The following is a 23,985-nucleotide window of genomic DNA, read 5'->3' on the forward strand; positions in this document are numbered from 1 at the left end:
ATTATTATGAAGTCGCTAAATGATAATGTAAAAGTTTTAAAGGGCGTAGGTGATCGTAAAATAAGTATTTTACAGAGCTTGGGAATTGAAACAATTTATGATTTACTTTATTATTTTCCGTTTAGATATGAAGATTTAATGGTTAAATCACTAGATGAAATAATTGGCCAAGAAAAAACTGTGATTAGTGGTGTAGTTGCTAGTGAACCAGTTGTCAGTAGGTTTGGTTATAAAAAAAGTCGAGTTAATGTTAGATTATTGGTTGATAATGAGTCAATTATGGTTACCTTTTTTAATCAGCCTTGGATGAAAGAAAAATTTAATACTGGTGAACAGGTTCAAGTTTATGGTAAGTGGGATCAAAATCGTCGTTCTTTAACAGGAATGAAAGTTTTAAATTTAAAAGACGAAGATGATACAGTGGATTCAATTTATTCAGTTAATAAAAATATTCGTCAAAGTACATTAAAGACACTGATAAAACAAGCATATGATGAGTATATTGATGTTATTTATGATTACTTACCAGATAACTTGATTAAAAAATATAAACTTGTACATGAAAAGCAATTAATAAAAGGAATGCATTTTCCTGATTCAGTTGAAGAAACTGAAAATGCACGAAGAACCGCTAAATTTCGTGAGTTTTTTTTGTTTGAGTGTGGAATGCAGAATATTAAAAATATAAATGAAATTTCAAAAGCTGGAATATCTCTGAATTATGATCGAGAAATTATCAAAGAATTTATAAACTCGTTACCGTTTGAATTAACAAATGATCAAAAAAAAGTAACACAAGAAATTCTTGATAATATGAACTCAAGTAAGCATATGAATAGGTTACTTCAAGGCGATGTTGGAAGTGGTAAAACAATTATAGCGACAATTGCCTTATTTGCAGCAGTAACTGCTGGATACCAAGCGGCTTTAATGGTTCCAACAGAAATACTAGCAGAACAGCATTTTAATAAAATATTTAAAATGTTAAGTCCATATAATGTTACTGTAGATTTATTAGTCGGGTCCTTATCGATTAAAAAAAGAACTGAAAAAATTGAAAATTTAAAAAATGGTAAAACTAATATTATCATTGGTACACATGCTTTAATTCAAAAAGATGTTAAATATAAAAATCTTGGATTAGGTATAATTGATGAACAACATAGATTTGGAGTACAGCAAAGAAAAGAGTTGCGATTAAAAGGTGAAAATTCAGATATATTAGCCATGACGGCAACTCCAATACCCAGAACTTTGGCTATAACAACTTATGGCGATATGTCACTTTCAATTATTAAAGAGTTACCTAAAGGAAGACTGCCTGTGGAAACTTATTGGTTGAGAACAAATAAATTAGAACAACTGTATCGATTTGTAAAAAGAGAGTTACAAAATAATTCTCAAATTTTTGTTGTAACACCATTGATTTCTGAGTCAGAAAAGATTGATCTGATTAATGCAGAAGAAATATATGAAAAATTCCAAAAAATTTACGGTCAAGATTACAAAGTTTCACTTCTTCATGGACAAATGAATTCTCAAGAAAAAGACGAAATTATGAGTGATTTTGAGAAAAAAAATATTGATATTTTAGTTTCGACTACAGTCATTGAAGTTGGTGTTGATATTCCTAACGCAAGTGTTATGGTTATATTCGATGCAAATAGATTTGGATTATCACAATTGCACCAGTTACGTGGTAGAGTTGGAAGAGGAGATAAGCAGTCTTATTGTATTTTGATTGCAGATCCAAAAAATGAAATTGCAATAGAGCGAATGAGAATTATGACTGAGTCAAACGATGGGTTTAAACTTGCACAAAAAGATTTGGAGCTACGTGGACAAGGAGATTTGTTGGGTAGTCAACAATCCGGATTGCCAAATTTTAAGGTGGGAAATCCTGTGACTGATTTTAATGTGTTGCAAATAGCTCAACAAGAAGCACAAATTATTTTTGAAATGGATCCATATTTAGACAATGATAATCATAAAATGATAAAATCTTATTTAGAGCGAAAAATGAAATCCGCTGGAAATTTTGACTAAGGTTAGGAAATGAGTATGAAAATAGCTGTAGACGCAATGGGTGGCGATAATGCACCTAAGGTTGTTATTGAAGGTGTGGAAAATGCAAGAGATAAGTATGATGATTTAACGTTCACACTATATGGAAAAACAGAAGAAATAAAAAAGTATTTAAAAAATGAAAAAAATATCCAGATTGTACAATCTGATGAAGAAATTCTTGGTACTGATGAGCCAGTTAAGGCAATTAGAAAAAAGAAAAATTCTTCAATGGTTATGGCAGCCAAATCTGTAAAAGATGGTGAAAATGATGCTCTATTTTCATTAGGAAATACTGGAGCATTACTAGCTGCAGGAATTTTTGTAATTGGAAGAATAAAAAAAATTGAAAGACCAGCTTTAATGACAACTTTACCGGTTGCAAATTCAAATAATGGTGTTTTATATTTAGATGCTGGAGCAAACGCAGAGGCTAAAGTTAATTATTTAGAGCAGTGGGCTTTAATGAGTATTTTTTATGCAAAAGAAATCAAAAAAATTAAAAACCCTCGAGTTGCCTTATTAAACAACGGAGAGGAATTTGATAAGGGAGATGACTTGCATAAAGAAACTTATCAAAGACTCTCAGAATTAAGCGACATTAATTTTATTGGTAACATTGAATCAGATAAAATTTTAACTGGTATGGCCGATATAATTGTAACGGATGGATTTACAGGAAACGCTGCTTTAAAAGCTACTGAAGGTACTTCAAAAATAATCATGTCTCTACTTAAGCACTCACTTCTTGAAAATGGATTAATTACAAAATTAGGTGCAGCAATTATTTCTCCATCTCTTAAGGGAATGAAAGAAATGTTTGATACTTCTAAATCAGGAGGAGCTGTTTTGATAGGTTTAAAGGCTCCAGTTGTAAAAGCTCATGGAGCGGCCGATTCTCGAGCAGTGTTTTATACAATTGAGCAAATAAGAGAAATGCTTAATAAAAAAATTATTAATAAGGTTAATGAATATTATAATGATTAAGTAAGTATGGTATTATATTGATTACTAATTAAGAAAACAGGTGAAATTATGTCTGAAGAAGAAATTATGAATAAGATTGTTGAATTAGTATCTGATAGATTTGAAGTAGATGCTGAACAAATAAATGCCAATACAAATTTTAAAGAAGATTTAGATGCTGATTCAATTGATTTAGTCGAATTTTCATTAGAACTTGAAGATGAGTTTGGTAATGAAATATCGGATGAAGATGCTGAAGATATTAAGACTGTCGGACAAGCAGTTGAATATATTAAAAATCATCAATAAAAGAGCCAGAGAGGCTCTTTTTTGTTATTTAAAATCTTCAATATTAGCTGTAAAAAAGGTATAATATAAATATTTGAGAGGAGTCTGAAAATGATAGATCCTGAATTTACAAGTAGACTACATAGTGAGTATAATATTGAGTTTAAAAATCATAATTTGTTAGAAACTGCTTTGACACATTCTTCATATGCAAATGAGCATCAAGAGTTAAATATTGATGATTATGAGCGCTTAGAGTTTTTGGGAGACGCTGTTTTAGAGTTAACAATATCGGAATTTTTATTTAAATCATTTCCAGATATTGCTGAGGGTAATTTGACTCGACTACGTTCTGCAATTGTTTGTACAGCAAGTTTTTCAAGATTCTCTAGAGAAGTAGGAATAGATAAGTATATTCAACTAGGAAAGGGTGAAGAAAAACAAGGTGCAAGAAATAGAGACTCTTTACTAGAAGATGTTTTTGAGGCTTTTAATGGAGCTTTATATTTAGATCAGGGACAAGCCAAGGTGGTTGAATTTTTAGAAAAAGTTGTTTTTCCTAAAATAGAAGCTGGTGAATTTTCTGATAAAAGTGATAATAAAACACTATTGCAAGAAAAACTTCAAAAAGATGGCTCTGTTGATATTGAATATCGTGTTATATCTGAAACTGGTCATGAGCATGAGAAAAAGTTTTCAATAGGGTTAGTAGTTAATGGGAAAATGATTGCACAGTCTGAAGGAAATAGTAAGAAAAGTGCTGAAGAAAGTGCAGCTAAGATTGCATTAAACAAACTGAATTTGAATTAAAAGTAACTAGATAGGAGAATTTGATGCCGTTAAAATCATTGACATTAAATGGATTTAAGTCCTTTGCTGATAAAACTAAAATTGAATTCACCTCAGGTATTACAGGAATAGTTGGGCCTAACGGAAGCGGTAAAAGTAACATTACTGAAGGAATTCGTTGGGTAATGGGGGAACAGTCAGCCAAAAGTCTTCGTGGAGATAAAATGGTTGATGTTATTTTTGCAGGTAGTTCTGTGAGATCTACGATGAATAGAACAGAAGTAATATTTGAATTTGATAATTCAAATAGAGACTTAAAAACTGATTTTGATAATGTTGTTATTAAAAGACGTCTATTTAGAGATGGAACTTCTGAATTTTATATAAATAACAAAAGTTGTCGATTAAAGGATATAACTGAATTATTCATGGATTCTGGATTAGGTAGAGAATCTTTTTCGATTATTTCTCAAGGTAGAGTAGAAGCAATTTTTAATAGTAAACCAGTAGAAAGAAGAACTATTATTGAAGAATCTGCTGGAGTTGCATTATATAAACAGAAAAAACATGAAGCAGAACTAAAATTAACCGATACAGACGATAATTTGAATCGTGTATCGGATATTTTGCATGAATTATCTTCTCAAGTTGAACCACTTAAAGAACAGGCAAGTATAGCTAATGATTATTTAAATCAAAAAAATGAATATGATAAGATATATAAACAAATTTTAGCTGTAGAAATTAACGATTTAAATAATTCACTTAAAGGCCATTCTCAAAAATCTGCTGAAATAAAAAATACATTAAAAAAAATTGACGAAAATGTAAAAAAATCAGATGAACTTGTGAAAAAAAATCGAAATGAAATTTCAAGATTATCTGAAACTTTAGACCAAAAAAATAAAGAACTTCTAGAAAAAAGTCGCCAATTAGAAATAATTAATGGTCAAAAAGCGGTTACTGAAGAAAGAAACGATTTTAACAACAAGAATAAAGAACAACTTAAACAACAAATTGATAATCTAACTTCAGAAACCAAAAAATTAGAAGTTGAAATAGGAACTGAAACAAAAGAATATGACAAAGCAAAACAAGAAGTAGATAGTCTAACTGAAAAATTAAATGAGATTCTCGATTCAAAAAATAAAACACCTGATGTAATAAAAGAAGAAATTGAGACTCTTCGTGGTGATTATCTAAATGCTTTGCAAGAACAAACAACAAATAGTAACAACACTAATTTCTTAAACACTCAAAAGAAAAGAATTGAAAATTTAGTTGGTAATTCTCAAGTTGATTTAAAGGAATTAATTGAGAAAAGAAATAAAAAGCAATCAGAAATAGATGCTCTTATTGATAGCAGAAAAAAATTCGAAGTAAATAATTCTGAATTAATTAACAATTTTAAAAAAAATCAGATTGACAGTGAATATTTAAGCGAACAAATTAAAGAAACTCAGACAACCTATATGAATGAGTTGGGTAAGTTACAACAAGTTAGTGCAAAGAAAAAGGCGTTAGAAGAATTATCTAATGATCATGCAGGGTTCTTTCAAGGTGCAAAAAGTATTTTAAATAATACTGATAAACTTTCAGGAGTAATTGGAGCTGTAGCTGAATTAATTAAAGTTCCAAAGGAATATCAATTAGCTATTGAAGTAGCTTCTGGAAATCAACTACAATCAATTGTGACTAAAGATGAATCCTCAGCAAAAAGTGCTATTTCTTTCTTACGTAAAGGCAATTATGGACGTGCTACTTTTTTACCAAAGGATATAATTAGATCAAAGAAAATAGATAAAAAAGTTCTTAGATTGTCATCAGATTCAGGATTTATAGGAATTGCATCTGAGTTATTAGAATATGATAATAGTGTTAAAAATATTGTGGAAAATATTTTTGGCAATTTATTAATCGTGGATAGTTTAGATAATGCTGTTAAAATTGCTAAGAGTACGGGACATCGATTTAGAATTGTAACAATACAAGGAGATATTTTAAGTCCAGGTGGATCTTTAACCGGTGGACATATTAAACAGCGTGGTAACAGTTTACTAAGTCGTAATCAAGAAATAGATGATTTAAACAAAATAATAAAAGATTTACAGTTAAAATCAGATAACTATCAAAAGAAATTGAATCAGTTAACTGAAGAAAAAAATGAAACAGAAAAAAGAATCGATTCTGAAAAAAACGAGATTCAAGAGTTTGAAAGTAAAAAACGGGATTTTGATCAAAAAGTATCAAAATTAAAAGATGAGCAGCAAAGAATTAATCAAGATATCAGTTCAATTGAATATTCATTAAAAAGTAATGAAAAAGAATTAAAAGAAATAAGTGAAACACTTATAAAAAATGAAAAAAATGAAGCATCAATCTCTAAAAAAATTATAGAAATAAAAGAATTAACTGAAGAAAAAAATAATTTATTAAATAATTTTAGTCAAGAGCAAGCTGTAATAAACCAAAGGGCTCAAACATATCAAACTCAAATTGCAGTTTCCAATAATAATTTAGAAAATAAATCTACGCTTTTACGTCGTCAAAAAAACGAATTAAAAAAAGTGAATGCTAACTTACTTGATACACAGGCTCAACTTGATAAGCTAGAAAGTGAACAAAATGAGTTAGTAAATTTGGATCAAAATAGTAAAAAGCAACTTGAAGATTTGACACGTCAGGTAAAAGAATTAAGAAAAAGTATCGATGATTTAAAAGTTAAAAGATCTGTTTTAGAGAATAAATCAGAAGAGTTATCCCAAGAAGCTAGTAGAAATTTTGAACTTCAAAAAAGGGCTAGTGAAGAACAAGAGGATATAGCGATTGAATTAACAAAAACTAATAATGGAATTGATAGCCGATTAGATATTTTAAGTCAAGAATATAATATTTCTTTTGAGGAAGCATTTGCTAAAATTGATATCAACGATATTGATATTAATGCACTCAAAAAAGAAGTTAAATTACTAAAAATGGGAATTTCTGAATTGGGTGATGTTAATATTTCTTCAATTGCCGAATATGATAAAGTTAAAGATAGATATGAATTTTTGAATCAACAAGAAGAAGATCTTTTAAGTGCTCGTGAACAACTAAAAAATACCATGTCTGAAATGGATGAAGAAGTTTCTAGAAGATTTAAAGAGACTTTTGATGCTGTAGCCGCTTCTTTTGAAGTTATTTTTCCAGAAATGTTTGCTGGAGGAAGGGCAAAACTTGTACTAACCGATCCTGATAATTTATTAGAAACGGGTATTGAAATTATTGCTCAACCGCCTGGAAAGAAATTTCAGCGTTTAAGTTTGTTATCTGGTGGTGAAAGAGCACTTACAGCAATAACATTATTATTTGCAATTATTAAGGTAAAACCTGTTCCATTTTGTATTCTTGATGAAGTTGAAGCTGCTTTAGATGATGCTAATGTTTATCGATTTGCCAAGTATTTGAATAAGTATGATGATAATACTCAATTTATAGTCATTACGCATCGTAAAGGTACTATGATGAATGTTAATAGATTATATGGAGTATCGATGGAAGAATTAGGTGTGTCGAAAATGGTATCAGTTGAAGTTAAAGAAAATAATTAGGTGATAATATGGGCTTATTTGATCAAATAAAAAAAGCAATAGTAGGTAAAAATGAAGAGTCAGTTGAAGAAGTAAAAAAAGTTCCGTCTACTGATACTGATGAAGAAATTGAAAAAAAAGATATTAAAGTTTCTCAAAAAAATAATGAGGAAAATGCAGATATTGATAATTCATCTGAAGAAACCGAAAAATACAATGATGGTTTGGAAAAATCACGTTCGACATTTAGTAGCAAGATTAATTCCTTTTTGGCTAATTTTCGCTCTGTAGATGAAGACTTTTTTGATAATTTAGAAGAAGTATTAATCGAATCAGATGTTGGTTATGAGACAGCGATACGAATATCTGAAGAGCTTAGAGAAGAGGTTAAACTACAAAATGCTAAATCTAAAGAAGATGTGTCAAATGTAATTATTAAAAAATTAGTAGATATATACGAAGAAAATGACACTGACAATAGTCTAAACTTCTCTGATACTGATGAGCCAACTGTGATTTTATTTGTTGGTGTCAACGGAGCAGGAAAGACTACAACTATTGGAAAACTCGCACATAGATTTGAACAGCAAGGAAAAAAAGTTTTACTTGCTGCTGGCGATACATTTAGAGCAGGCGCTATAGAACAATTACAAGAATGGGGCAAAAGGATTAATGTCCCTGTTGTTGCATCTAAAGCACAGACAGACCCTGCTTCAGTTGCATTTGATGCAGTAAAGAAGGCAAAAGAAGAAAATTTTGATATTTTACTTGTAGATACTGCTGGAAGACTACAGAATAAGGAAGGATTAATGCGTGAGTTGGAAAAAATCAAGAGGGTTATAACTCGTGAATTACCAGCAGCACCTCATGAAGTCCTTCTTGTTCTTGATGGTACAACAGGGCAAAATGCTATTAACCAAGCTCGACAATTTAACGATACAACCGAAGTTTCTGGAATAGTTTTGACTAAGCTAGATGGTTCTTCACAAGGTGGTATAATTTTTGCAATAAAAAATGAATTACATATTCCAGTAAAATTAGTTGGATTAGGTGAACAAATGGATGATTTACGTGATTTTGATTCTGAAAAATTTGTCTATGGTATGTTCAAAGACTTAATTTCGGAGAATAATTAATGCAACTAGAAAAAAATGAACAGATGAATATTCTATTTAATTTTTATTCGAAATTATTAACAAAAAAACAACGTGAATATATGAATTTGTATTATGTTGAGGATCTTTCCTTAGGGGAAATTTCAGAACAATACAATGTGAGTAGACAAGCAATTTATGATAACTTAAAGAGAAGTGAAGAAATACTCTTAGCATATGAAAAAGATTTAAAATTAGTAAAGAATATGCAAGATGAAAATAAATTGGCTAATCAATTACTGGAATATGTGAATGCTAATTATAGCAGTGACGATGAACTTGTTAATATGGTGAAAAGACTAAATGATTTATCAAATCGATAGTAAGCGAGGATTAAAATGGCTTTTGAAGGATTAAGTGAAAGATTACAAAAAACTTTTTCAAGACTTCGTGGAAAAGGAAAAATAAGCGAATCTGATGTCAAAGAGATGATGCGTGAAGTTAGATTAGCTTTACTTGAAGCTGATGTAAACTTTGATGTTGTAAAAAAATTTGTAAAAACTGTTAGTGAACGTGCTGTTGGAAGTGAGGTTCTTGAAAGTTTAACCCCATCTCAACAAGTAATTAAAATTGTTAATGAAGAATTAACTAAGGTTATGGGACAAGAAGCTGTTCCATTAAACAAATCAACTCATATTCCGACAATTATTATGATGGTCGGATTACAAGGTGCTGGTAAGACTACAACAGCAGGAAAACTTGCAAAATATTTAAAAAATAATGAAAAAGCAAGACCACTTTTTATTGCAGCTGATATATATAGGCCAGCGGCAATTGAACAATTAAAAACAGTTGGTAATCAAATTGAAGTTCCTGTTTTTGAAGAAGGAACAGAAAAAAAACCTGTAGATATTGTTCGTGATGGATTAAAAGTAGCTGATGATAATAAAAATGATTACATAATTATTGATACTGCTGGACGTTTAGAGATTGACGAAGAATTAATGAATGAGCTAAAAGAAATTAAAGAATTAGCTCAACCAAACGAAATATTATTTGTAGCCGATTCAATGACTGGACAAGTTGCTGCAAAAGTAGCTGATGGATTCAACAGTCAATTAGGTATTACAGGTGTTGTATTAACCAAATTAGATGGTGATACTCGTGGTGGTGCTGCTTTATCAATTAGAGAAGTAACTGGTAAACCAATTAAATTTATTGGTCAAGGTGAAAAATTAGATCAGTTAGAAGTATTTCATCCAGAAAGAATGGCTAGTCGTATCTTAGGAATGGGAGATATGATGAGCTTAATTGAAAAAGCTCAAGCTGATTATGATGAAAATCAAGCTCAAAAGATGGCTCAAAAGATAAAAGAAAACTCTTTTGATTTTAATGATTTTATCGATCAAATGGATCAAGTTTCTAAAATGGGACCTCTTGACGAGATAATGAAGATGATTCCCGGAATGGCTAATAATCCTGCTGTTGCCAATATTAATTTTGGTGAGAAAGATATGGCACATTTAAAAGCTATAGTTTATTCTATGACACCACAAGAACGTGAAGAACCAGATCTTTTAAATCCTTCTAGAAGACGCAGAATCGCTGCTGGTTCAGGTAGGAATATTCAAGAAGTTAATCGTATGATTAAACAATTTAAACAGGCAAGAGACATGATGCATCAAATGAATAAAGGTAACATGTCTGGAATGGAGCAAATGTTTGGAAATGGGATTCAAGGTCGTATGGGAAAAATGGCAATGAATTCTATGATAAAACGTACAAAGAAAAATAAAAAGAAACGTATGAAAAAAATAAAAAGATTTAAATCTTAAGTGTAAAGAAAAAACACTTTACACTTAACGAAAAATTTTATATAATATTTTTTGTTAAGTTTTAGGAGGAAATATATATGTCAGTTAAAATCAGAATGAAAAGAATGGGTAGCAAATTAAAACCATTTTATAGAGTTGTTGTTGCTGATTCACGTGCACCTCGTGATGGACGTTTTATTCAAGAAGTTGGTTATTATAACCCATTAAAAGAAAATGAAATTAAACTTGATGAAGAAGTTATTATGGACTGGTTAAAAAAAGGTGCTCAACCTTCAGATACTGTTCGCAACTTACTTCAAAAACAAGGTGTTATGAAGAAATTTCATGAATACAAAATGTCAAAATAATTGATAAATAGGATCTGATAAGACTTAAAAAGTTTTATTTTGGTCCTTTTTATTTATCTAAATAAAGTAGGATTAGTATGACAAATAAAGAAAAATTATTTAATGTTGGAAAAATTGTAGGAACGCATGGTATTAAGGGAGAATTAAAAATTGCCTCAATAACCGATTTTCCTGAAAAAAGATATCAAAAAGAAAATGTTTTATATATAGAAAATAAAGAAGTCCCCGTTACTATTGAATCCGTTAGAATACATAAAGGTAATTATTTATTGAAATTTATGGAAATAAATAATTTAACTGAGGCGGAGAAATTTAAAGGGAAAACTTTAAAATCAATTCATGAAAATGATGAATTAAAAGAAAATGAATTTTATTACAGTGATATTATTGGCTTAGGGGTTGTAGATAATAAGTTAGGTGAAATAGGAGAAATTTCAGAAATTTTATCTCCTGGGGCAAACGATGTATGGGTAGTAAAGTCCAAAAAATACAAAGAAGTACTAATACCATATATTCCATCAGTCATATTAAATGTAGATTTGACTAAAAAAATAGTAACTGTAGATATTCCGGAAGGGTTAATTGATTGATGAAGATAGATATTTTAACGATTTTTCCAAAAATGTTTAATACCTTAAATGAGTCATTGATTGGTAAGGCACAAGAAAAAAAACTTGTGGAAATTAATACTGTTGACTTTAGAGATTATACTGATAATAAACATAATACTGTAGACGATTCACCATATGGTGGTGGAGCAGGTATGTTATTACAAGCACAACCTATTTTAGATGCATTTGATGCATTAGAGAATAAAGATATTAAAAAAAGACGAGTAATATTGTTAGACCCTGCAGGTAAGAAATTTGATCAGAAAATGGCACAAGACTTTGCTGAATCTGACAATTTAGTTTTTATTTGTGGACATTATGAAGGGTATGACGAAAGAGTAAAGAGCGTTGTTACTGACGAAGTTTCAATTGGAGACTATGTAGTGACTGGTGGAGAATTAGCAGCGATGATCATGATTGATGCAACTTTAAGATTTGTACCTGGTGTATTAGGAAATAATGTATCTGCATATGATGATTCGTTTAGCAATGATCTACTTGAATTTCCCCAGTATACAAGACCGGCTGAGTATAAAGGAATGAAAGTTCCTGAAGTATTAATGAGTGGAAATCATGAATTAATACGTAAATGGAGACTTAAAGAATCATTGAAAAAGACATTTTTAAAAAGACCTGATTTATTAGAAAATCATCAATTTAGTGATGAAGAATTAGTTATGTTAAAAGAAATTAAGCAAGAATTATTTTAATTTTATTTACATTTAACATAAGATAAGGTACTATATTATAAGTGTTTAATACACATATCAACGATATTCCGCTGAAGTTATTATGGCTTTAATGAGTGTCGATTTAGGAGAATCGAATTATGAATAAATTAATTCAAAGCATTACAGAAAAGCAATTACGTTCAGATATTCCTGACTTTAGACCTGGTGATACAGTTAGAGTTCATGCTAAAGTTGTTGAAGGAACACGTGAACGTGTTCAAATATTTGAAGGTGTTGTTCTTAAGAGACGTGGTTCTGGTATAAGTGCAACTTATACTGTACGTAAAATGAGTAGTGGTGTCGGTGTTGAAAGAACATTCCCATTACATACACCACGTGTTGAAAAGATTGAAGTTATCAGACAAGGTCGTGTACGTCGTGCTAAACTATTGTACTTACGTGATCGTCATGGTAAGGCAGCAAGAATTGCTGAAAAAACAAGAAAATAAAAAAAACCAGCCTAACGGCTGGTTTTTTATTTTACATTTTGCTTATATCATATTCAGCTCTTGGACCACCAACGTATTTTGGACGGGATCTTAGTGCTGTAACGTGTGCTGATCCTAATTCCTTAAAAGATGGACGAACAGGAACTTGAACATGTTTAATATGCATTCCAATGGATGTATCGCCAATATCAATTCCAGCTTGTGCAACTATATGTTCTACCTCAACTGGATTATCGAATTCTTTAAACGAGGCTACTGAACAAGCACCACCAGCATGCATTGCGGGAACTACAGAGACAACTTCTAATTGATTTTTATCAGCAACGTTATTTTCTATAACTAAACTTCTATTTATATGTTCACATCCTTGTACTGCTAAGTTAATGTTTAAAGGATTCAAAATAGATAGTAATGTTTTAATAACTACTTCGCCAATTTCAGCGTTTGAATTTTTACCGATTTTACCTCCAACTATCTCACTTGTAGAACATCCTAAAACAAAAATATCTCCAGATTTTAAATTAGAGGCTGCTAAGACATCTTGTACAATTGTTGTTAATTTTTTTTGAATTTCTTTATTATTTATTTCCATTAATATACTCCTATATATATTTTATTTTAATTTTTTTTAATGCGATAACTAGAGGAACGGTAATTAATATTCCAAAAACATTTTGAACAAAATTACTTGGGATTGATGCAAGTGCCGCAGGCCAACTAAACAGTATTAATGTTGCCAAAAAATAGCCTATAATCATAACCAAAGAACCGATAAACAATGAAAAAAATACTGTGTATTTTTTATCGTTTTTTGAAAAATATCCAACTACAAAACCTTGTAGACCATGAATTAAAAGTGAAAATAAACACCATTCCGGATATCCTGATAGAATATCAATCAGTAATCCACTAAGTCCTCCTACTAATAATCCACTTGGATTTTTTAAAAGCAGGGAAGTGGTATATATTCCAACTTCACATAGGGTTACAAATCCCTTAGTAGCGGGCACGGGTATAACAAATAATATTGACGTGGCTACTGTAAAAGCAGTTAAAATTGAAATTAAAGTTATTTCTTGTGTTTTTGATTTCATTTTCTCTCCTTTTCTCTATTGCGATATCGATAGCCACCTTGCCAAACATTTCCAAAATTGTCATTTATTGATACGCCATATTTTATTCCATTAAAGACGAATTCTTTTGCAAAGGTAACGGATTTTTCAATAGAATTATTTTTCGCAATTTCAGCTGTTAAAACAGAGGAAAAAGTACAGCCAGCACCATTGATATTTTTTGAATTAATTTTAGGCTTCTTTAAAATTATTGAAGAATTATTTAAAAGGGCATAGTCGATAGCATCTTCATCATCGAAGCTGGTGCCTCCTTTTATAACAACATTCTTCACACCGTAAGATTGAATTATTTCCGCTGCTTTCTTTAAATCTTCAATATTTTTTAAGCTTTTCATACCACTTAATAATTTTGCCTCTAATAAATTAGGTGTCACTATAGTACTTAATGGTAAAATTTTCTTTTTAAATATTTCTATGTACTCTGAAGATAAAGAATCTGATGTTTCTTTAAATGTGAAAACTGGATCAGTTATGATTTTAAATGAAAACTCTTTAAGTCTATCAGCTAGGTAATTCAAAGTATCGTTACTATTAATGAGGCCAAGCTTTAAAGCATCAAATGATACATTTTGAAGAATACTTTCAAATTCTTTTTTAACTATATCTGTTGGTAAATTAGTTATTTGAAAGTTATTTTTCTTGTCAAGAGTAGTTAAACATGTCACTGCACTTATTCCGAAAGTATCGAGTTCTTCAAAAGTTTTTAGATCGGCTTGTAATCCGCCGCCACTTAAAATATCTGAACCAGCGATAGTTACAACATTTTTCATTATTACTCCTTTTTTAATTATTTATACTATGTAATTTAGCTAACAAATAAAAAAAATAAAACAACCAATTGGCTTGTTTTTTTACCAGCCAATTATATTATATAAATAAGGAGAAATTTCATGATTGATTGGAAAGAACATCTATTAGAAGAAAAACCTAAATATCTTGCAATTGAAAAAATGATAATATCGTTAATCAAAAGTAATGAGTTACCACCTAAATTTAGATTGCCGTCAGAAAGATTATTAGCCAAAAATTTAAATGTTAATCGTTCAACCGTAACTAAGGCATTTAATGAATTAGAAGATAAAAAAATAATAGTCCGTAAGATTGGTAGTGGAACTTTTATAAATGATAATCCTAATATATTGTTTGACCAGGTAAGATTAAATTGGCATACATATTTACAAAATAAAAAATTTAAAAGTAATAATAATATACGAAAAGAGTTAGATGATTTATTGGAGGAAAATAAAAGTAACTTTATAGATTCTTATTCGAGTAATCTTCCTGAAGAATTGATACCACAATTTAATTTTCCATCTTTAAGCTGGGATTATTTTATAGAAGAGCAAAAATTAACTAATTTAAATGGATACATACCGCTTCTTAATTCTATAAAAAAATTGCATAAAAGAAATTCTAATTTTGATGTGTCAACAGAAGACATACTTATTACGGGAGGGGTTAAACAGGCACTATTTTTAATTCTACAAGGATTATTAGTACCTGGAGATTCAGTAATCATTGAGTCCCCATCATTTTTTCATTCGTTATCGCTATTTGAAGCAACAGGAGTTAGAGTATACTCATGTATTACAGATGAGGAAGGAATTAAAATAAATAATCTTGAGAAATTAATAAAAAAACATAAGCCTAAATTAATCTTGTTAAATCCAAGTTTTCAAAATCCAACTGGACAAGTTATGTCTTTAGATAGAAGAAAAAAAGTTATTAAATTAGGTAGAGAATATTCAATACCTTTGGTAGAAGATGATATTTTTGGATGGCTTTCTTTTAAAGAAAATAATATAGTGCCTACTTTAAAAGAGCTTGATCCTGAAAATGTTATATATGTAAGCTCTTTATCAAAAATAATGGGTGAGAATACGAGAGTAGGCTGGCTTATTGCTTCTACACAAGTAATTAACCATTTAAAGAATGTAAAAAGAGAACTTGATTTATCCGAAAGTATTTTTCCACAAGTAATGGCAAACTTAGCTCTTGAGGATGAAAATTTTCAAGGTCAGCTAGAGCAACTAAGAATAAAGCTTACAAAAAGAGCAGATGCGCTTTATGAAAATTTAATATCTAAATTCCCATCATTAAAAGTAAGTAAACCAAAAGGAGGATACTACATTTGGATTTCTACCATAAATAATGAAAATATAATTTCAAAAATTATGAAGTCAAAAGTTTTATTTGTACCAGGGACACTGTTTTGGGAAAAAAAGAGAGGAATCAGAATTAATTTTTCTAGAATAAAGAATGAACAAATTAATTTATTCATAAAAAATATTGAGAGAATAATAAAATAAAAAAGCCCTTAAAAAGGACTTTAACTTAATATATAGTTGGTCTATATAGACCAACTACTTTTCCAAGGATGCTTATGTTGTCAAAAATTAAAGGATCAAGGGTATCGTTTTCGGGTTGTAGTCTAATATACCCATCTTCTTTGTAAAATCTTTTACAAGTTGCTTCATTTTCTTCTGTCATAGCAATTACAATTTCGCCATTAGAAGCGTAATCTTGTTTTCTAACAATTACTTGATCCCCATCTAATATACCTGCATTAATCATACTTTCACCTCTAATTGTAAGCATGAATAAAGGTCGACCATCGTTATTAATATTAGGTGGTACAGGGAAATAATCAGTTGCTTGTTCGACAGCCAAGATTGGTTCTCCAGCAGTTACAACACCTAATAAGGGCATTTCATTACTTGTTTCGCCGATTGCTTCAAGTCCAGAACTTGTTATTTCGATTGCTCTTGGTTTTGCTGGATCTCTAAAAATGTATCCTTTTTTTTCAAGACGTGATAGATGGCCATGAACTGTTGAAGTAGAAGAAAGATTTACACTGTCACAAATTTCTCTAACTGTTGGTGGATAACCTCTTCTATTGACGTAATCATTAATACATTGTAATATTTCTAATTGTTTTGAACCTGACGTACTCGTCATAGTTACACCTCGTTTTTAAAATATATTATAATAATATCAAAATGTCAGTTCTTAATCAAACTAACGTTCGTATATTAATTGAAAGGAATTAGTATGGCTACAAATAAAGAATTAACTGCGCGAATAAATGAACTTGCTAAAAAAGCTAAAGAAGGACAACTTACAGAAGAAGAAACTATAGAACGAAAAAAATTACGATCTGAGTTTTTAAAGAATTTTAGAGAAAGTTTTAAGTCACAAGTTGAAATGATGCAAGTCTTTGATAAAAATGGTGAGGAAGTGACACCAGAAAAAGTTAAGAAAATTCAAAGAGAAAAAGGCTTAAGAGATAATTAATATCTTTATTTTTATCTTATTATTGTGTACAATCTAAATATTGAATAAAAGGAGTTAAGTAAATGTTAATTACAATTATAGTTGCTTTAATTGCATTACTTGTTGGATTAGCTGGTGGTTTTTTCATCGCACGCTGGTATATGAAAAAATACTTTCAAGATAATCCACCAATAAATGCTGATATGATGAAGCAAATGATGGCTCAGATGGGTCAAAAACCTTCACAAAAAAAATTGAATCAAATGATGTCAATGATGAAACAACAAAACAAAAAATAAAAAGTTGCCTTATTCGGCAACTTTTTTTTGTACTTGCTTATCTAATTCTTTCCAACTATTTTCCATTTGTTGATTTATTTTTTCAGTTAATTCATCTGTTATTTTTTCTTTTTTATCAATATTTATCGGTTCTCCAATAGCAATTATGATTTTTTTTCTTAATAATAAATCCTTAAAAGTTGGTGCACCTTGATATACAACAGGGACTAATGGTTTTTGTGATAATTTTGAAATTAATACAGAACCACCCTTTAAATCTTGAGAATACCTTGTTCCTGAAGGAAACATTATCAACGAGAGTCCTTCTTTTTTTAAAAACTTAACTGGAGTTTTTACAACTGATGGTCCAGGATTTTTACGATCAACCGGAAAAGCGTGAGAGTGTAATAATATGAATTTTAAAATTGGGTTTTTAAAAAGTTCTTGCTTAGCCATAAATGAAGTTTCTCTTGGACTAATTGCTAATGCAAAAAATATCGGTTCCCACCAATTTCTATGTGGAGCCACAAGAATAAATGTATCATTGGGTAGATTTTCTTTTCCGATAACGTGCCAGTTTCCATTAATTATTAAAACAATAAATTTTACGATTGAACGAATAAATCTAAAAAACATGAAATTCCCCTTAAATGTGATTTTTAGTATATTATACATGATAGATTTTAAAATATTAGGAGTAATTATGCTAGATAAACAAATAACTTACGACATGATATCCAATAGTGGAGTTACAATAATACAAGACAAAGGCCTATATTCATTTAATCTTGATACAATTTTATTAACAAATTTTACTGAATTTGAAAAAAGTAAAAAAATAGTAGATTTATGTGCTGGTGATGGTGCTATTGGACTAACTATAAGTGGACAAACTGATGCAAAAATTTATTTGATTGAATTGCAAAAGGAATTATCGGATCTAGCCCAAAGATCTATAGAGTATAATAATAAGCAAGGTCAAGTTCAAAATATAAATGATGATCTAAAAAAATCTTTGCAATATATAGAGCACGATACAGTTGATACTATTATTTGCAATCCTCCATATTTTAAAGTTGAAGAAGAAACGAAAATTAAAAAAAATAGTGTATTAGCTAATGCAAGACATGAATTTAATACAAATTTATCTGAGATATTTAAAATTTCAAAGGGACTATTAAAACAAAACTCAAAACTTTATATGGTATATCGGCCCGATAGAATAGTAGAATTTGTTCAATTAGCTGATGAATATAATTTCAAATTGAATAAATTAAGATTTGTTCATTCTCATTATCAAGACAACGCAAACTTATTATTGGCTGAATTTATTAAGACTCCAAAAAAAGGTGGTGTAACTGTTTTACCAGATTTAATAATCTATAAAAATAAAACAGAATATACTAAAGAGGCAAAAGAAATTATTTATGGAAAATAATAGTTACTTTGTTTATATATTACAGTGTAGAGATAAGACATTTTATATTGGCACAACTAATGATGTTAAAAAAAGAGTTGCAACACATAATGCTGGTAAGGGAGCTAAGTATACAAAAATGAGACGACCAGTAAAATTATTGTATTTTGAAGATTTAAAAACAAAATCTAATGCGTTGAGTAGGGAATATGAGCTAAAAAAATTATCAAGAATAAAAAAAGAAGCTTTTTTAAGAAAAAAACATATCTCTTGGGATAAATAATGCTTGATTATCTTCTTGATATTACATATAATTTAAACGTTGTATTTATAAAACACACACGTCGCACTTTTAACCATGGTGCATGAAAATGTTTGGTTAAGAATTAAGCGATAGTGGAGGAAAAACCGGAGGAAAAATTATGACAGTTATTTCAATGAAACAACTTCTTGAAGCTGGTGTTCATTTTGGACATCAAACAAGACGTTGGAATCCTAAGATGAAACCATTCATCTTTACAGAAAGAAATGGTATTTATATCATCGATCTACAAAAGACAGTTCATATGATTGATGATGCTTACAACTACATCAAGGCAGTTGCAAGTGATAATGGTGTATTTCTTTTTGTTGGTACAAAAAAACAAGCACAAGATGCAGTTGCTGAAGAAGCTACTCGTGCTGGACAATATTTCATCAACCATCGTTGGTTGGGTGGAACACTTACAAACTGGAACACAATTCAAAGTCGTATTAAACGCCTTAAAGAAATCAAAGCAATGGCTGAAGATGGAACATTTGATCGTCTTCCTAAAAAAGAAGTTGCTTTATTAACAAAGCAACAAGAAAAACTAGAGAAGTTCTTGGGTGGTATCGAAGATATGCCAAGAATTCCTGATGTATTGTTTGTTGTTGATCCACATAAAGAAAACATTGCTGTTCAAGAAGCTAAGAAATTGAACATTCCTATCGTTGCTATGGTTGATACTAACTCAGATCCAGATGATATTGATGTTATTATTCCATCAAACGATGATGCTATTCGTGCTGTTAAATTGATCGCTGCTAAGATGGCTGATGCTATTATTGAAGGACGTCAAGGTGAAGATCGAGTTGCTGCTGAATTAGAAGAAGCTGCAAGTGAAGAAGACGCTGAATCAGTAGAAAAAACAGAAGAATAATTTTGAATTTAATACCGTCTTTAATAATATTGAAGATGGTTTTTCTGTAAAATAAACAAAAAACTAATTTATTGGAGGATTAAATATGGCTACAATAACAGCTGCACAAGTTAAAGAATTACGTGAAAAAACTGGTGTTGGAATGATGGATGCTAAAAAGGCACTTGTTTCAACAGATGGTGATATGGAAAAGGCTATCGATGAACTTCGTGAAAAAGGTATGGCTAAAGCTGCTAAGAAGAGCGGGCGTATTGCTGCTGAAGGTTTGGCACATATTGAATTAAGTGGAAACACTGCTGCTATAATCGAAGTTAATTCTGAAACAGATTTTGTTTCATCAAATGATAAATTTCAAACATTAGTTAAAGATATTGCAACAACAGTTGCTAAAAATAAACCTGCCGATATGGATGCAGCTTTGCAATTATCAATGGGAGAAGGAACTATCGATGATGCTGTTAAGAATTTGACAGCTGTTATTGGTGAAAAGATTAGTTTTAGAAGATTCCAACTTGTAGAAAAAACTGATTCACAAAATTTTGGTTCATATTTACATAATGGTGGAGCTATAGCAGTATTGGCATTACTTGAAGGCGCTGATGAAGCAACAGCTAAAGATGTTGCAATGCATGTTGCTGCTATTAACCCTCAATATGTATCACGTGATGAAGTTCCTAGCGAAGTTCTAGAACATGAGCGTGCAGTATTTACTGAAGAAACTAAGAATGAAGGAAAACCTGAAAATATCGTTCCTAAGATTGTTGAAGGAAGATTAAATAAGTACTTGTCTGAAATTAGTTTAGCAGATCAAGAATTTGTTAAAGATTCTGACAAAACAGTTGCAGAATTTGTTGAATCAAAAGGTGGTAAATTAGTTTCATTTGTACGCTTTGAAGTTGGAGAAGGAATAGAAAAAGCAGAAAATAACTTTGTTGAAGAAGTTATGGGACAAATTAAATAATATTAAAACTTCCAAGCTAAAACTTGGAAGTTTTTTTATTTATTTAATTCATAGTATTCATTAAATAAAAGCCGTAACTATGGTAAAATATTTTGTAATAAAATAATAGGAGTTCCTTTTAAATGACAAACATTAAATATAAAAGAATAGTATTAAAAATTTCTGGAGAAGCTTTAGCAGGAGAGCAAGGATTTGGTATCTATCCTCCAGTTATTGCATCTATTGCAAAACAAATAAAAGATGTTCATGATATGGGAGTTGAAATTGCTATTGTCTGCGGTGGAGGAAATATCTGGCGTGGCAAAACAGGTGCTGAATTAGGAATGGAAAGAGCCCAGGCTGACTATATGGGAATGATGGCAACAGTAATGAATGCCCTATCTCTTCAAGATGCCTTAGAACAAGCTGGAGTACCTACTCGTGTACAAACATCAGTAGAAATGAGACAGATTGCTGAACCATATATTAGAAGAAAAGCAATTAGACACTTAGAAAAGGGACGTGTTGTTATATTTGCTGGTGGAACAGGCAATCCATATTTCTCAACCGATACAACATCAGTATTAAGAGCGGCTGAGATAGATGCAGATGTTATTTTGATGGCTAAAAATGACGTTGATGGTGTATATTCAGCCGATCCAAAAACAGATTCAACTGCTGTAAAATATGAAGAATTAACTCACCTTGATGTAATTAATAAGCAATTGGGTGTAATGGATACTACGGCAAGTTCGCTATCAATGGACAATAACATAACTCTTGTTGTATTCAATATGAATGAGCCTGACAATATTAGAAAAGTTGTTGAAGGACAAAACATTGGTACAACTATTAAAGGAGAAGATAAATAATGGCAAATCCTATAATTGATGATGCAAAGACTCGAATGAAAAAATCTCAAGAAGCTTTTCAAAGAGAATTGGGAAATATTCGTGCAGGAAAAGCAAATGCGTCTATTTTAAGTAGAGTAAATGTTGAATATTATGGAGCACAGGTTCCAATAAACCAAGTAGCTTCTATATCTATTCCAGAACCACGTGTTTTGATGATTAGTCCATTTGATGAATCAGCACTTGATGATATTGAACGTGCTATAAACATGTCAGACCTTGGACTAACTCCTGCAAACGATGGAAGCGTAATTAGATTGGTTATTCCTCAACTTACAACAGAAAGTCGTATCGAATTAGCGAAAAAAGTTGGTAAAGAGGCTGAAAATGCAAAAGTTGCTGTAAGAAATATTAGAAGAGAAGCAATGGATAATGCAAAAAAACAACAAAAAAATGGTGATATTTCTGATGATGAATTACATACATTAGAAAACGATATTCAAAAAGTTACTGATGATGCTGTAAAAGGAATTGATGAAATTTCAGCTGTTAAAGAAAAAGAAATAACAGAAGGATAATTTATGACTCAAATATTAGAAGATAATAATATTAAATTATCTCAAGATAATATACCTAGCCACATTGCCGTTATTATGGATGGAAATGGTCGTTGGGCAAAAAAAAGAGGTTTACCTAGAGTTGCGGGACATAAAGAAGGTATGAATAATGTTAAAACTATTGCAATAAAAGCTAGCAAGCTTGGTGTAAAAGTTTTAACACTTTATGCTTTTTCAACTGAAAATTGGGGAAGACCAAGTACTGAAGTTAATTTTTTGATGAAATTACCAATTGACTTTTTTGGTGTATTTATGCCTGAATTAATGCAAAATAATATACGAGTTTTTGCGACTGGAATATTAGATGATGTTCCAGAAAAAACAAGAAATATAATTATAAAGGCTATTGATGAAACAAAGAATAACACTGGAATGATTTTAAATTTTGCTTTTAATTATGGTGGAAGAGCTGATATTTTAGAGGCGACAAAACGGATAGTAAAAAAAATTCAAAATGATGAATTAGTAATTGATGATATTGATGAGTCATTATTTTCAAAAAATCTTTTAACTAATACCTTAAAAGGTTTTTCAGATCCAGATTTATTAATTAGAACAAGCGGTGAAACTAGAATTTCAAATTTTATGTTATGGCAAATGGCCTATACTGAAATGATATTTGAGGATATTTTGTGGCCAGATTATTCACCAGAAAATCTAGTTGAAGACATTTATAAATTTCAAAATCGAGATAGAAGATTTGGAAAATTAAATTAATCGGAGTGTAGTATGAAACAACGAATTATTACTGCAGTTATTGCGTTAGCTATTTTTATTCCTATTTTGATTATGGGAGGATTTTGGATTGACTTTGCTGCTGCAGCTTTAGCTTATGTTGGCATATCAGAAGTATATATAATGAGGAAGCGAATTATTGTCTCCTTTGACTTTATTCTAACTACTCTTGGTGTAATGGCATTGACAGTACCAATCACTTTTTATAAAGGATGGTTACCTAGCTCAATTTCGAGATTAGATATTTTATATATTTTCTCAATTCTGCTATTATTATGGACGGTTTTTAGTAAAAACAAGTTTAATTTTGAAGATGCAGGTGTTTCAATTGTTTCTATGGCTTATATTGGAACAGGTTTTCATTATTTGGCTGCAATTAGAAATGTTAATGGAACCGATTTTTATGGATTTAAACTGTTAATATTTGCTTTACTAATTGTCTGGATTACTGATAGTGGTGCATATTTTGTTGGGCGCGCAATTGGTAAACATAAGTTGTTTCCATATATAAGCCCTAATAAGACGTGGGAAGGTTCTATTGGTGGTACAGTAATTGCTGTAATAATTGCGACAATATATGCAATGTATTTCTTACCTAATATTGATTTTACATATATAATAATTATTTCAATCATTGCTTCTATCGCTGGGCAACTTGGTGATTTAGTTGAATCTGCATATAAGAGATTTTATAGAGTAAAAGATTCAGGTAAAATTCTACCAGGTCATGGTGGAATTTTAGATAGATTTGACAGTATGCTAATTGTATTGCCATTACTACATTTATTTGGATTAGTTTAATTACTTAGGAGTA

28 protein-coding genes are annotated in these 23,985 nt (G+C 30.3%); 23 read left to right on the forward strand and 5 right to left on the reverse strand.

Annotated elements, in window-relative coordinates:
* The first annotated feature begins 6 nt into the window (after positions 1 to 6).
* The 12 genes from recG (at position 7) to rplS (ending at position 12,746) form a co-directional block, all read left to right on the forward strand.
* A complete protein-coding gene (gene recG / locus ACUV9F_RS02885; RefSeq protein WP_446184188.1) occupies positions 7 to 2,046 on the forward strand; it encodes an ATP-dependent DNA helicase RecG in 2,040 nt (679 codons plus the stop codon).
* Positions 2,047 to 2,061: 15 nt separating this feature from the next.
* On the forward strand, positions 2,062 to 3,051 hold the full coding sequence (gene plsX, locus ACUV9F_RS02890; RefSeq protein WP_446184189.1) for a phosphate acyltransferase PlsX: 990 nt from the start codon (positions 2,062 to 2,064) through the stop codon (positions 3,049 to 3,051).
* 48 nt (positions 3,052 to 3,099) lie between these two features.
* The gene (gene acpP, locus ACUV9F_RS02895) at positions 3,100 to 3,339 is read left to right on the forward strand and encodes an acyl carrier protein (protein WP_446184190.1); all 240 of its coding nucleotides are present in this window, start codon (positions 3,100 to 3,102) and stop codon (positions 3,337 to 3,339) included.
* 90 nt (positions 3,340 to 3,429) lie between these two features.
* Positions 3,430 to 4,128, forward strand: a complete 699-nt coding sequence (rnc, locus tag ACUV9F_RS02900; RefSeq protein ID WP_446184191.1) for a ribonuclease III — start codon at positions 3,430 to 3,432, stop codon at positions 4,126 to 4,128.
* Between the two features lie 23 nt (positions 4,129 to 4,151).
* Positions 4,152 to 7,700: a chromosome segregation protein SMC gene (smc, locus tag ACUV9F_RS02905; RefSeq protein ID WP_446184192.1), complete on the forward strand. Its 3,549-nt coding sequence runs from the start codon at positions 4,152 to 4,154 to the stop codon at positions 7,698 to 7,700.
* Positions 7,701 to 7,708: 8 nt separating this feature from the next.
* Complete coding sequence (ftsY, locus tag ACUV9F_RS02910; RefSeq protein ID WP_446184193.1) at positions 7,709 to 8,815, forward strand: signal recognition particle-docking protein FtsY; 1,107 nt, start codon at positions 7,709 to 7,711, stop codon at positions 8,813 to 8,815.
* Positions 8,815 to 9,156 (forward strand): putative DNA-binding protein, encoded by a 342-nt coding sequence (locus tag ACUV9F_RS02915; protein WP_446184194.1) that lies wholly within the window; start codon positions 8,815 to 8,817, stop codon positions 9,154 to 9,156. Before ftsY ends, ACUV9F_RS02915 begins: the two co-directional genes overlap by 1 nt.
* A 15-nt stretch (positions 9,157 to 9,171) precedes the next feature.
* On the forward strand, positions 9,172 to 10,608 hold the full coding sequence (gene ffh, locus ACUV9F_RS02920; protein WP_446184195.1) for a signal recognition particle protein: 1,437 nt from the start codon (positions 9,172 to 9,174) through the stop codon (positions 10,606 to 10,608).
* A 77-nt stretch (positions 10,609 to 10,685) separates the two neighbouring features.
* Positions 10,686 to 10,955, forward strand: a complete 270-nt coding sequence (rpsP, locus tag ACUV9F_RS02925; protein WP_446184196.1) for a 30S ribosomal protein S16 — start codon at positions 10,686 to 10,688, stop codon at positions 10,953 to 10,955.
* Between the two features lie 77 nt (positions 10,956 to 11,032).
* Positions 11,033 to 11,545: a ribosome maturation factor RimM gene (gene rimM, locus ACUV9F_RS02930; protein ID WP_446184197.1), complete on the forward strand. Its 513-nt coding sequence runs from the start codon at positions 11,033 to 11,035 to the stop codon at positions 11,543 to 11,545.
* Positions 11,545 to 12,276: a tRNA (guanosine(37)-N1)-methyltransferase TrmD gene (trmD, locus tag ACUV9F_RS02935; RefSeq protein ID WP_446184342.1), complete on the forward strand. Its 732-nt coding sequence runs from the start codon at positions 11,545 to 11,547 to the stop codon at positions 12,274 to 12,276. Before rimM ends, trmD begins: the two co-directional genes overlap by 1 nt.
* A 119-nt stretch (positions 12,277 to 12,395) precedes the next feature.
* Complete coding sequence (gene rplS / locus ACUV9F_RS02940; RefSeq protein ID WP_446184198.1) at positions 12,396 to 12,746, forward strand: 50S ribosomal protein L19; 351 nt, start codon at positions 12,396 to 12,398, stop codon at positions 12,744 to 12,746.
* 31 nt (positions 12,747 to 12,777) lie between these two features.
* Here rplS and ACUV9F_RS02945 read toward each other — a convergent pair whose 3' ends face one another.
* Genes ACUV9F_RS02945 through thiD form a run of 3 tightly spaced genes read right to left on the reverse strand, consistent with a single transcriptional unit; the run spans position 12,778 to position 14,649 of the window.
* Positions 12,778 to 13,338, reverse strand: a complete 561-nt coding sequence (locus ACUV9F_RS02945) for a TIGR01440 family protein (RefSeq protein WP_446184199.1) — start codon at positions 13,336 to 13,338, stop codon at positions 12,778 to 12,780.
* Positions 13,339 to 13,348: 10 nt separating this feature from the next.
* Positions 13,349 to 13,840, reverse strand: coding sequence for an ECF transporter S component (locus tag ACUV9F_RS02950; RefSeq protein ID WP_446184200.1), 492 nt, complete (start codon positions 13,838 to 13,840; stop codon positions 13,349 to 13,351).
* Complete coding sequence (gene thiD / locus ACUV9F_RS02955; RefSeq protein ID WP_446184201.1) at positions 13,837 to 14,649, reverse strand: bifunctional hydroxymethylpyrimidine kinase/phosphomethylpyrimidine kinase; 813 nt, start codon at positions 14,647 to 14,649, stop codon at positions 13,837 to 13,839. Before thiD ends, ACUV9F_RS02950 begins: the two co-directional genes overlap by 4 nt.
* Positions 14,650 to 14,769: 120 nt before the next feature.
* Between thiD and ACUV9F_RS02960 the strand changes: the two genes are divergently transcribed.
* Positions 14,770 to 16,188 carry an aminotransferase-like domain-containing protein gene (locus ACUV9F_RS02960; RefSeq protein ID WP_446184202.1) on the forward strand — a complete coding sequence of 473 codons (1,419 nt, stop codon included), beginning with the start codon at positions 14,770 to 14,772 and terminating at the stop codon, positions 16,186 to 16,188.
* A 25-nt stretch (positions 16,189 to 16,213) separates the two neighbouring features.
* On the opposite strand, the gene lexA is transcribed toward ACUV9F_RS02960, so the two are convergent.
* Positions 16,214 to 16,837, reverse strand: a complete 624-nt coding sequence (gene lexA, locus ACUV9F_RS02965) for a transcriptional repressor LexA (RefSeq protein ID WP_446184203.1) — start codon at positions 16,835 to 16,837, stop codon at positions 16,214 to 16,216.
* 93 nt (positions 16,838 to 16,930) lie between these two features.
* Between lexA and ACUV9F_RS02970 the strand changes: the two genes are divergently transcribed.
* A complete protein-coding gene (locus ACUV9F_RS02970) occupies positions 16,931 to 17,173 on the forward strand; it encodes a DUF896 domain-containing protein (protein WP_446184204.1) in 243 nt (80 codons plus the stop codon).
* A 62-nt stretch (positions 17,174 to 17,235) separates the two neighbouring features.
* The gene (locus tag ACUV9F_RS02975; protein ID WP_446184205.1) at positions 17,236 to 17,451 is read left to right on the forward strand and encodes a YneF family protein; all 216 of its coding nucleotides are present in this window, start codon (positions 17,236 to 17,238) and stop codon (positions 17,449 to 17,451) included.
* A 9-nt stretch (positions 17,452 to 17,460) separates the two neighbouring features.
* On the opposite strand, the gene ACUV9F_RS02980 is transcribed toward ACUV9F_RS02975, so the two are convergent.
* A complete protein-coding gene (locus ACUV9F_RS02980; RefSeq protein ID WP_446184206.1) occupies positions 17,461 to 18,066 on the reverse strand; it encodes a lysophospholipid acyltransferase family protein in 606 nt (201 codons plus the stop codon).
* A 67-nt stretch (positions 18,067 to 18,133) separates the two neighbouring features.
* Here ACUV9F_RS02980 and ACUV9F_RS02985 point away from each other — a divergent pair, with 67 nt between their 5' ends.
* From ACUV9F_RS02985 to ACUV9F_RS03020, 8 genes are all read left to right on the forward strand, one after another.
* The gene (locus ACUV9F_RS02985; protein ID WP_446184207.1) at positions 18,134 to 18,868 is read left to right on the forward strand and encodes a tRNA1(Val) (adenine(37)-N6)-methyltransferase; all 735 of its coding nucleotides are present in this window, start codon (positions 18,134 to 18,136) and stop codon (positions 18,866 to 18,868) included.
* A complete protein-coding gene (locus ACUV9F_RS02990) occupies positions 18,858 to 19,130 on the forward strand; it encodes a GIY-YIG nuclease family protein (RefSeq protein WP_446184208.1) in 273 nt (90 codons plus the stop codon). The genes ACUV9F_RS02985 and ACUV9F_RS02990 overlap by 11 nt, the downstream gene beginning before the upstream one ends.
* A 139-nt stretch (positions 19,131 to 19,269) precedes the next feature.
* On the forward strand, positions 19,270 to 20,028 hold the full coding sequence (gene rpsB, locus ACUV9F_RS02995; protein WP_446184209.1) for a 30S ribosomal protein S2: 759 nt from the start codon (positions 19,270 to 19,272) through the stop codon (positions 20,026 to 20,028).
* 85 nt (positions 20,029 to 20,113) lie between these two features.
* The gene (gene tsf / locus ACUV9F_RS03000) at positions 20,114 to 20,989 is read left to right on the forward strand and encodes a translation elongation factor Ts (RefSeq protein ID WP_446184210.1); all 876 of its coding nucleotides are present in this window, start codon (positions 20,114 to 20,116) and stop codon (positions 20,987 to 20,989) included.
* A gap of 122 nt (positions 20,990 to 21,111) precedes the next feature.
* On the forward strand, positions 21,112 to 21,840 hold the full coding sequence (gene pyrH, locus ACUV9F_RS03005) for a UMP kinase (protein ID WP_446184211.1): 729 nt from the start codon (positions 21,112 to 21,114) through the stop codon (positions 21,838 to 21,840).
* Positions 21,840 to 22,397: a ribosome recycling factor gene (gene frr / locus ACUV9F_RS03010; protein WP_446184212.1), complete on the forward strand. Its 558-nt coding sequence runs from the start codon at positions 21,840 to 21,842 to the stop codon at positions 22,395 to 22,397. Before pyrH ends, frr begins: the two co-directional genes overlap by 1 nt.
* 3 nt (positions 22,398 to 22,400) lie before the next feature.
* Positions 22,401 to 23,153, forward strand: coding sequence for an undecaprenyl pyrophosphate synthase (uppS, locus tag ACUV9F_RS03015; protein WP_446184213.1), 753 nt, complete (start codon positions 22,401 to 22,403; stop codon positions 23,151 to 23,153).
* Positions 23,154 to 23,165: 12 nt separating this feature from the next.
* On the forward strand, positions 23,166 to 23,972 hold the full coding sequence (locus tag ACUV9F_RS03020) for a phosphatidate cytidylyltransferase (RefSeq protein WP_446184214.1): 807 nt from the start codon (positions 23,166 to 23,168) through the stop codon (positions 23,970 to 23,972).
* The last annotated feature ends 13 nt before the right edge of the window (positions 23,973 to 23,985 follow it).

It is taken from the genome of Daquilactobacillus linshuiensis (assembly GCF_052828685.1).

Coding starts and splice junctions, on each gene's coding strand:
- ACUV9F_RS02980 (WP_446184206.1), bottom strand. CDS start 18,066: ATGTTTTTTAGATTTATTCGTTCAATCGTAAAATTTATTGTTTTAATA.
- ACUV9F_RS02975 (WP_446184205.1), top strand. CDS start 17,236: ATGTTAATTACAATTATAGTTGCTTTAATTGCATTACTTGTTGGATTA.
- smc (WP_446184192.1), top strand. CDS start 4,152: ATGCCGTTAAAATCATTGACATTAAATGGATTTAAGTCCTTTGCTGAT.
- rnc (WP_446184191.1), top strand. CDS start 3,430: ATGATAGATCCTGAATTTACAAGTAGACTACATAGTGAGTATAATATT.
- rpsP (WP_446184196.1), top strand. CDS start 10,686: ATGTCAGTTAAAATCAGAATGAAAAGAATGGGTAGCAAATTAAAACCA.
- recG (WP_446184188.1), top strand. CDS start 7: ATGAAGTCGCTAAATGATAATGTAAAAGTTTTAAAGGGCGTAGGTGAT.
- rplS (WP_446184198.1), top strand. CDS start 12,396: ATGAATAAATTAATTCAAAGCATTACAGAAAAGCAATTACGTTCAGAT.
- ACUV9F_RS02985 (WP_446184207.1), top strand. CDS start 18,134: ATGCTAGATAAACAAATAACTTACGACATGATATCCAATAGTGGAGTT.
- ftsY (WP_446184193.1), top strand. CDS start 7,709: ATGGGCTTATTTGATCAAATAAAAAAAGCAATAGTAGGTAAAAATGAA.
- ACUV9F_RS02960 (WP_446184202.1), top strand. CDS start 14,770: ATGATTGATTGGAAAGAACATCTATTAGAAGAAAAACCTAAATATCTT.
- ACUV9F_RS03020 (WP_446184214.1), top strand. CDS start 23,166: ATGAAACAACGAATTATTACTGCAGTTATTGCGTTAGCTATTTTTATT.
- ffh (WP_446184195.1), top strand. CDS start 9,172: ATGGCTTTTGAAGGATTAAGTGAAAGATTACAAAAAACTTTTTCAAGA.
- ACUV9F_RS02945 (WP_446184199.1), bottom strand. CDS start 13,338: ATGGAAATAAATAATAAAGAAATTCAAAAAAAATTAACAACAATTGTA.
- rpsB (WP_446184209.1), top strand. CDS start 19,270: ATGACAGTTATTTCAATGAAACAACTTCTTGAAGCTGGTGTTCATTTT.
- thiD (WP_446184201.1), bottom strand. CDS start 14,649: ATGAAAAATGTTGTAACTATCGCTGGTTCAGATATTTTAAGTGGCGGC.
- lexA (WP_446184203.1), bottom strand. CDS start 16,837: ATGACGAGTACGTCAGGTTCAAAACAATTAGAAATATTACAATGTATT.
- trmD (WP_446184342.1), top strand. CDS start 11,545: ATGAAGATAGATATTTTAACGATTTTTCCAAAAATGTTTAATACCTTA.
- ACUV9F_RS02950 (WP_446184200.1), bottom strand. CDS start 13,840: ATGAAATCAAAAACACAAGAAATAACTTTAATTTCAATTTTAACTGCT.
- ACUV9F_RS02970 (WP_446184204.1), top strand. CDS start 16,931: ATGGCTACAAATAAAGAATTAACTGCGCGAATAAATGAACTTGCTAAA.
- tsf (WP_446184210.1), top strand. CDS start 20,114: ATGGCTACAATAACAGCTGCACAAGTTAAAGAATTACGTGAAAAAACT.
- ACUV9F_RS02915 (WP_446184194.1), top strand. CDS start 8,815: ATGCAACTAGAAAAAAATGAACAGATGAATATTCTATTTAATTTTTAT.
- pyrH (WP_446184211.1), top strand. CDS start 21,112: ATGACAAACATTAAATATAAAAGAATAGTATTAAAAATTTCTGGAGAA.
- plsX (WP_446184189.1), top strand. CDS start 2,062: ATGAAAATAGCTGTAGACGCAATGGGTGGCGATAATGCACCTAAGGTT.
- ACUV9F_RS02990 (WP_446184208.1), top strand. CDS start 18,858: ATGGAAAATAATAGTTACTTTGTTTATATATTACAGTGTAGAGATAAG.
- uppS (WP_446184213.1), top strand. CDS start 22,401: ATGACTCAAATATTAGAAGATAATAATATTAAATTATCTCAAGATAAT.
- acpP (WP_446184190.1), top strand. CDS start 3,100: ATGTCTGAAGAAGAAATTATGAATAAGATTGTTGAATTAGTATCTGAT.
- rimM (WP_446184197.1), top strand. CDS start 11,033: ATGACAAATAAAGAAAAATTATTTAATGTTGGAAAAATTGTAGGAACG.
- frr (WP_446184212.1), top strand. CDS start 21,840: ATGGCAAATCCTATAATTGATGATGCAAAGACTCGAATGAAAAAATCT.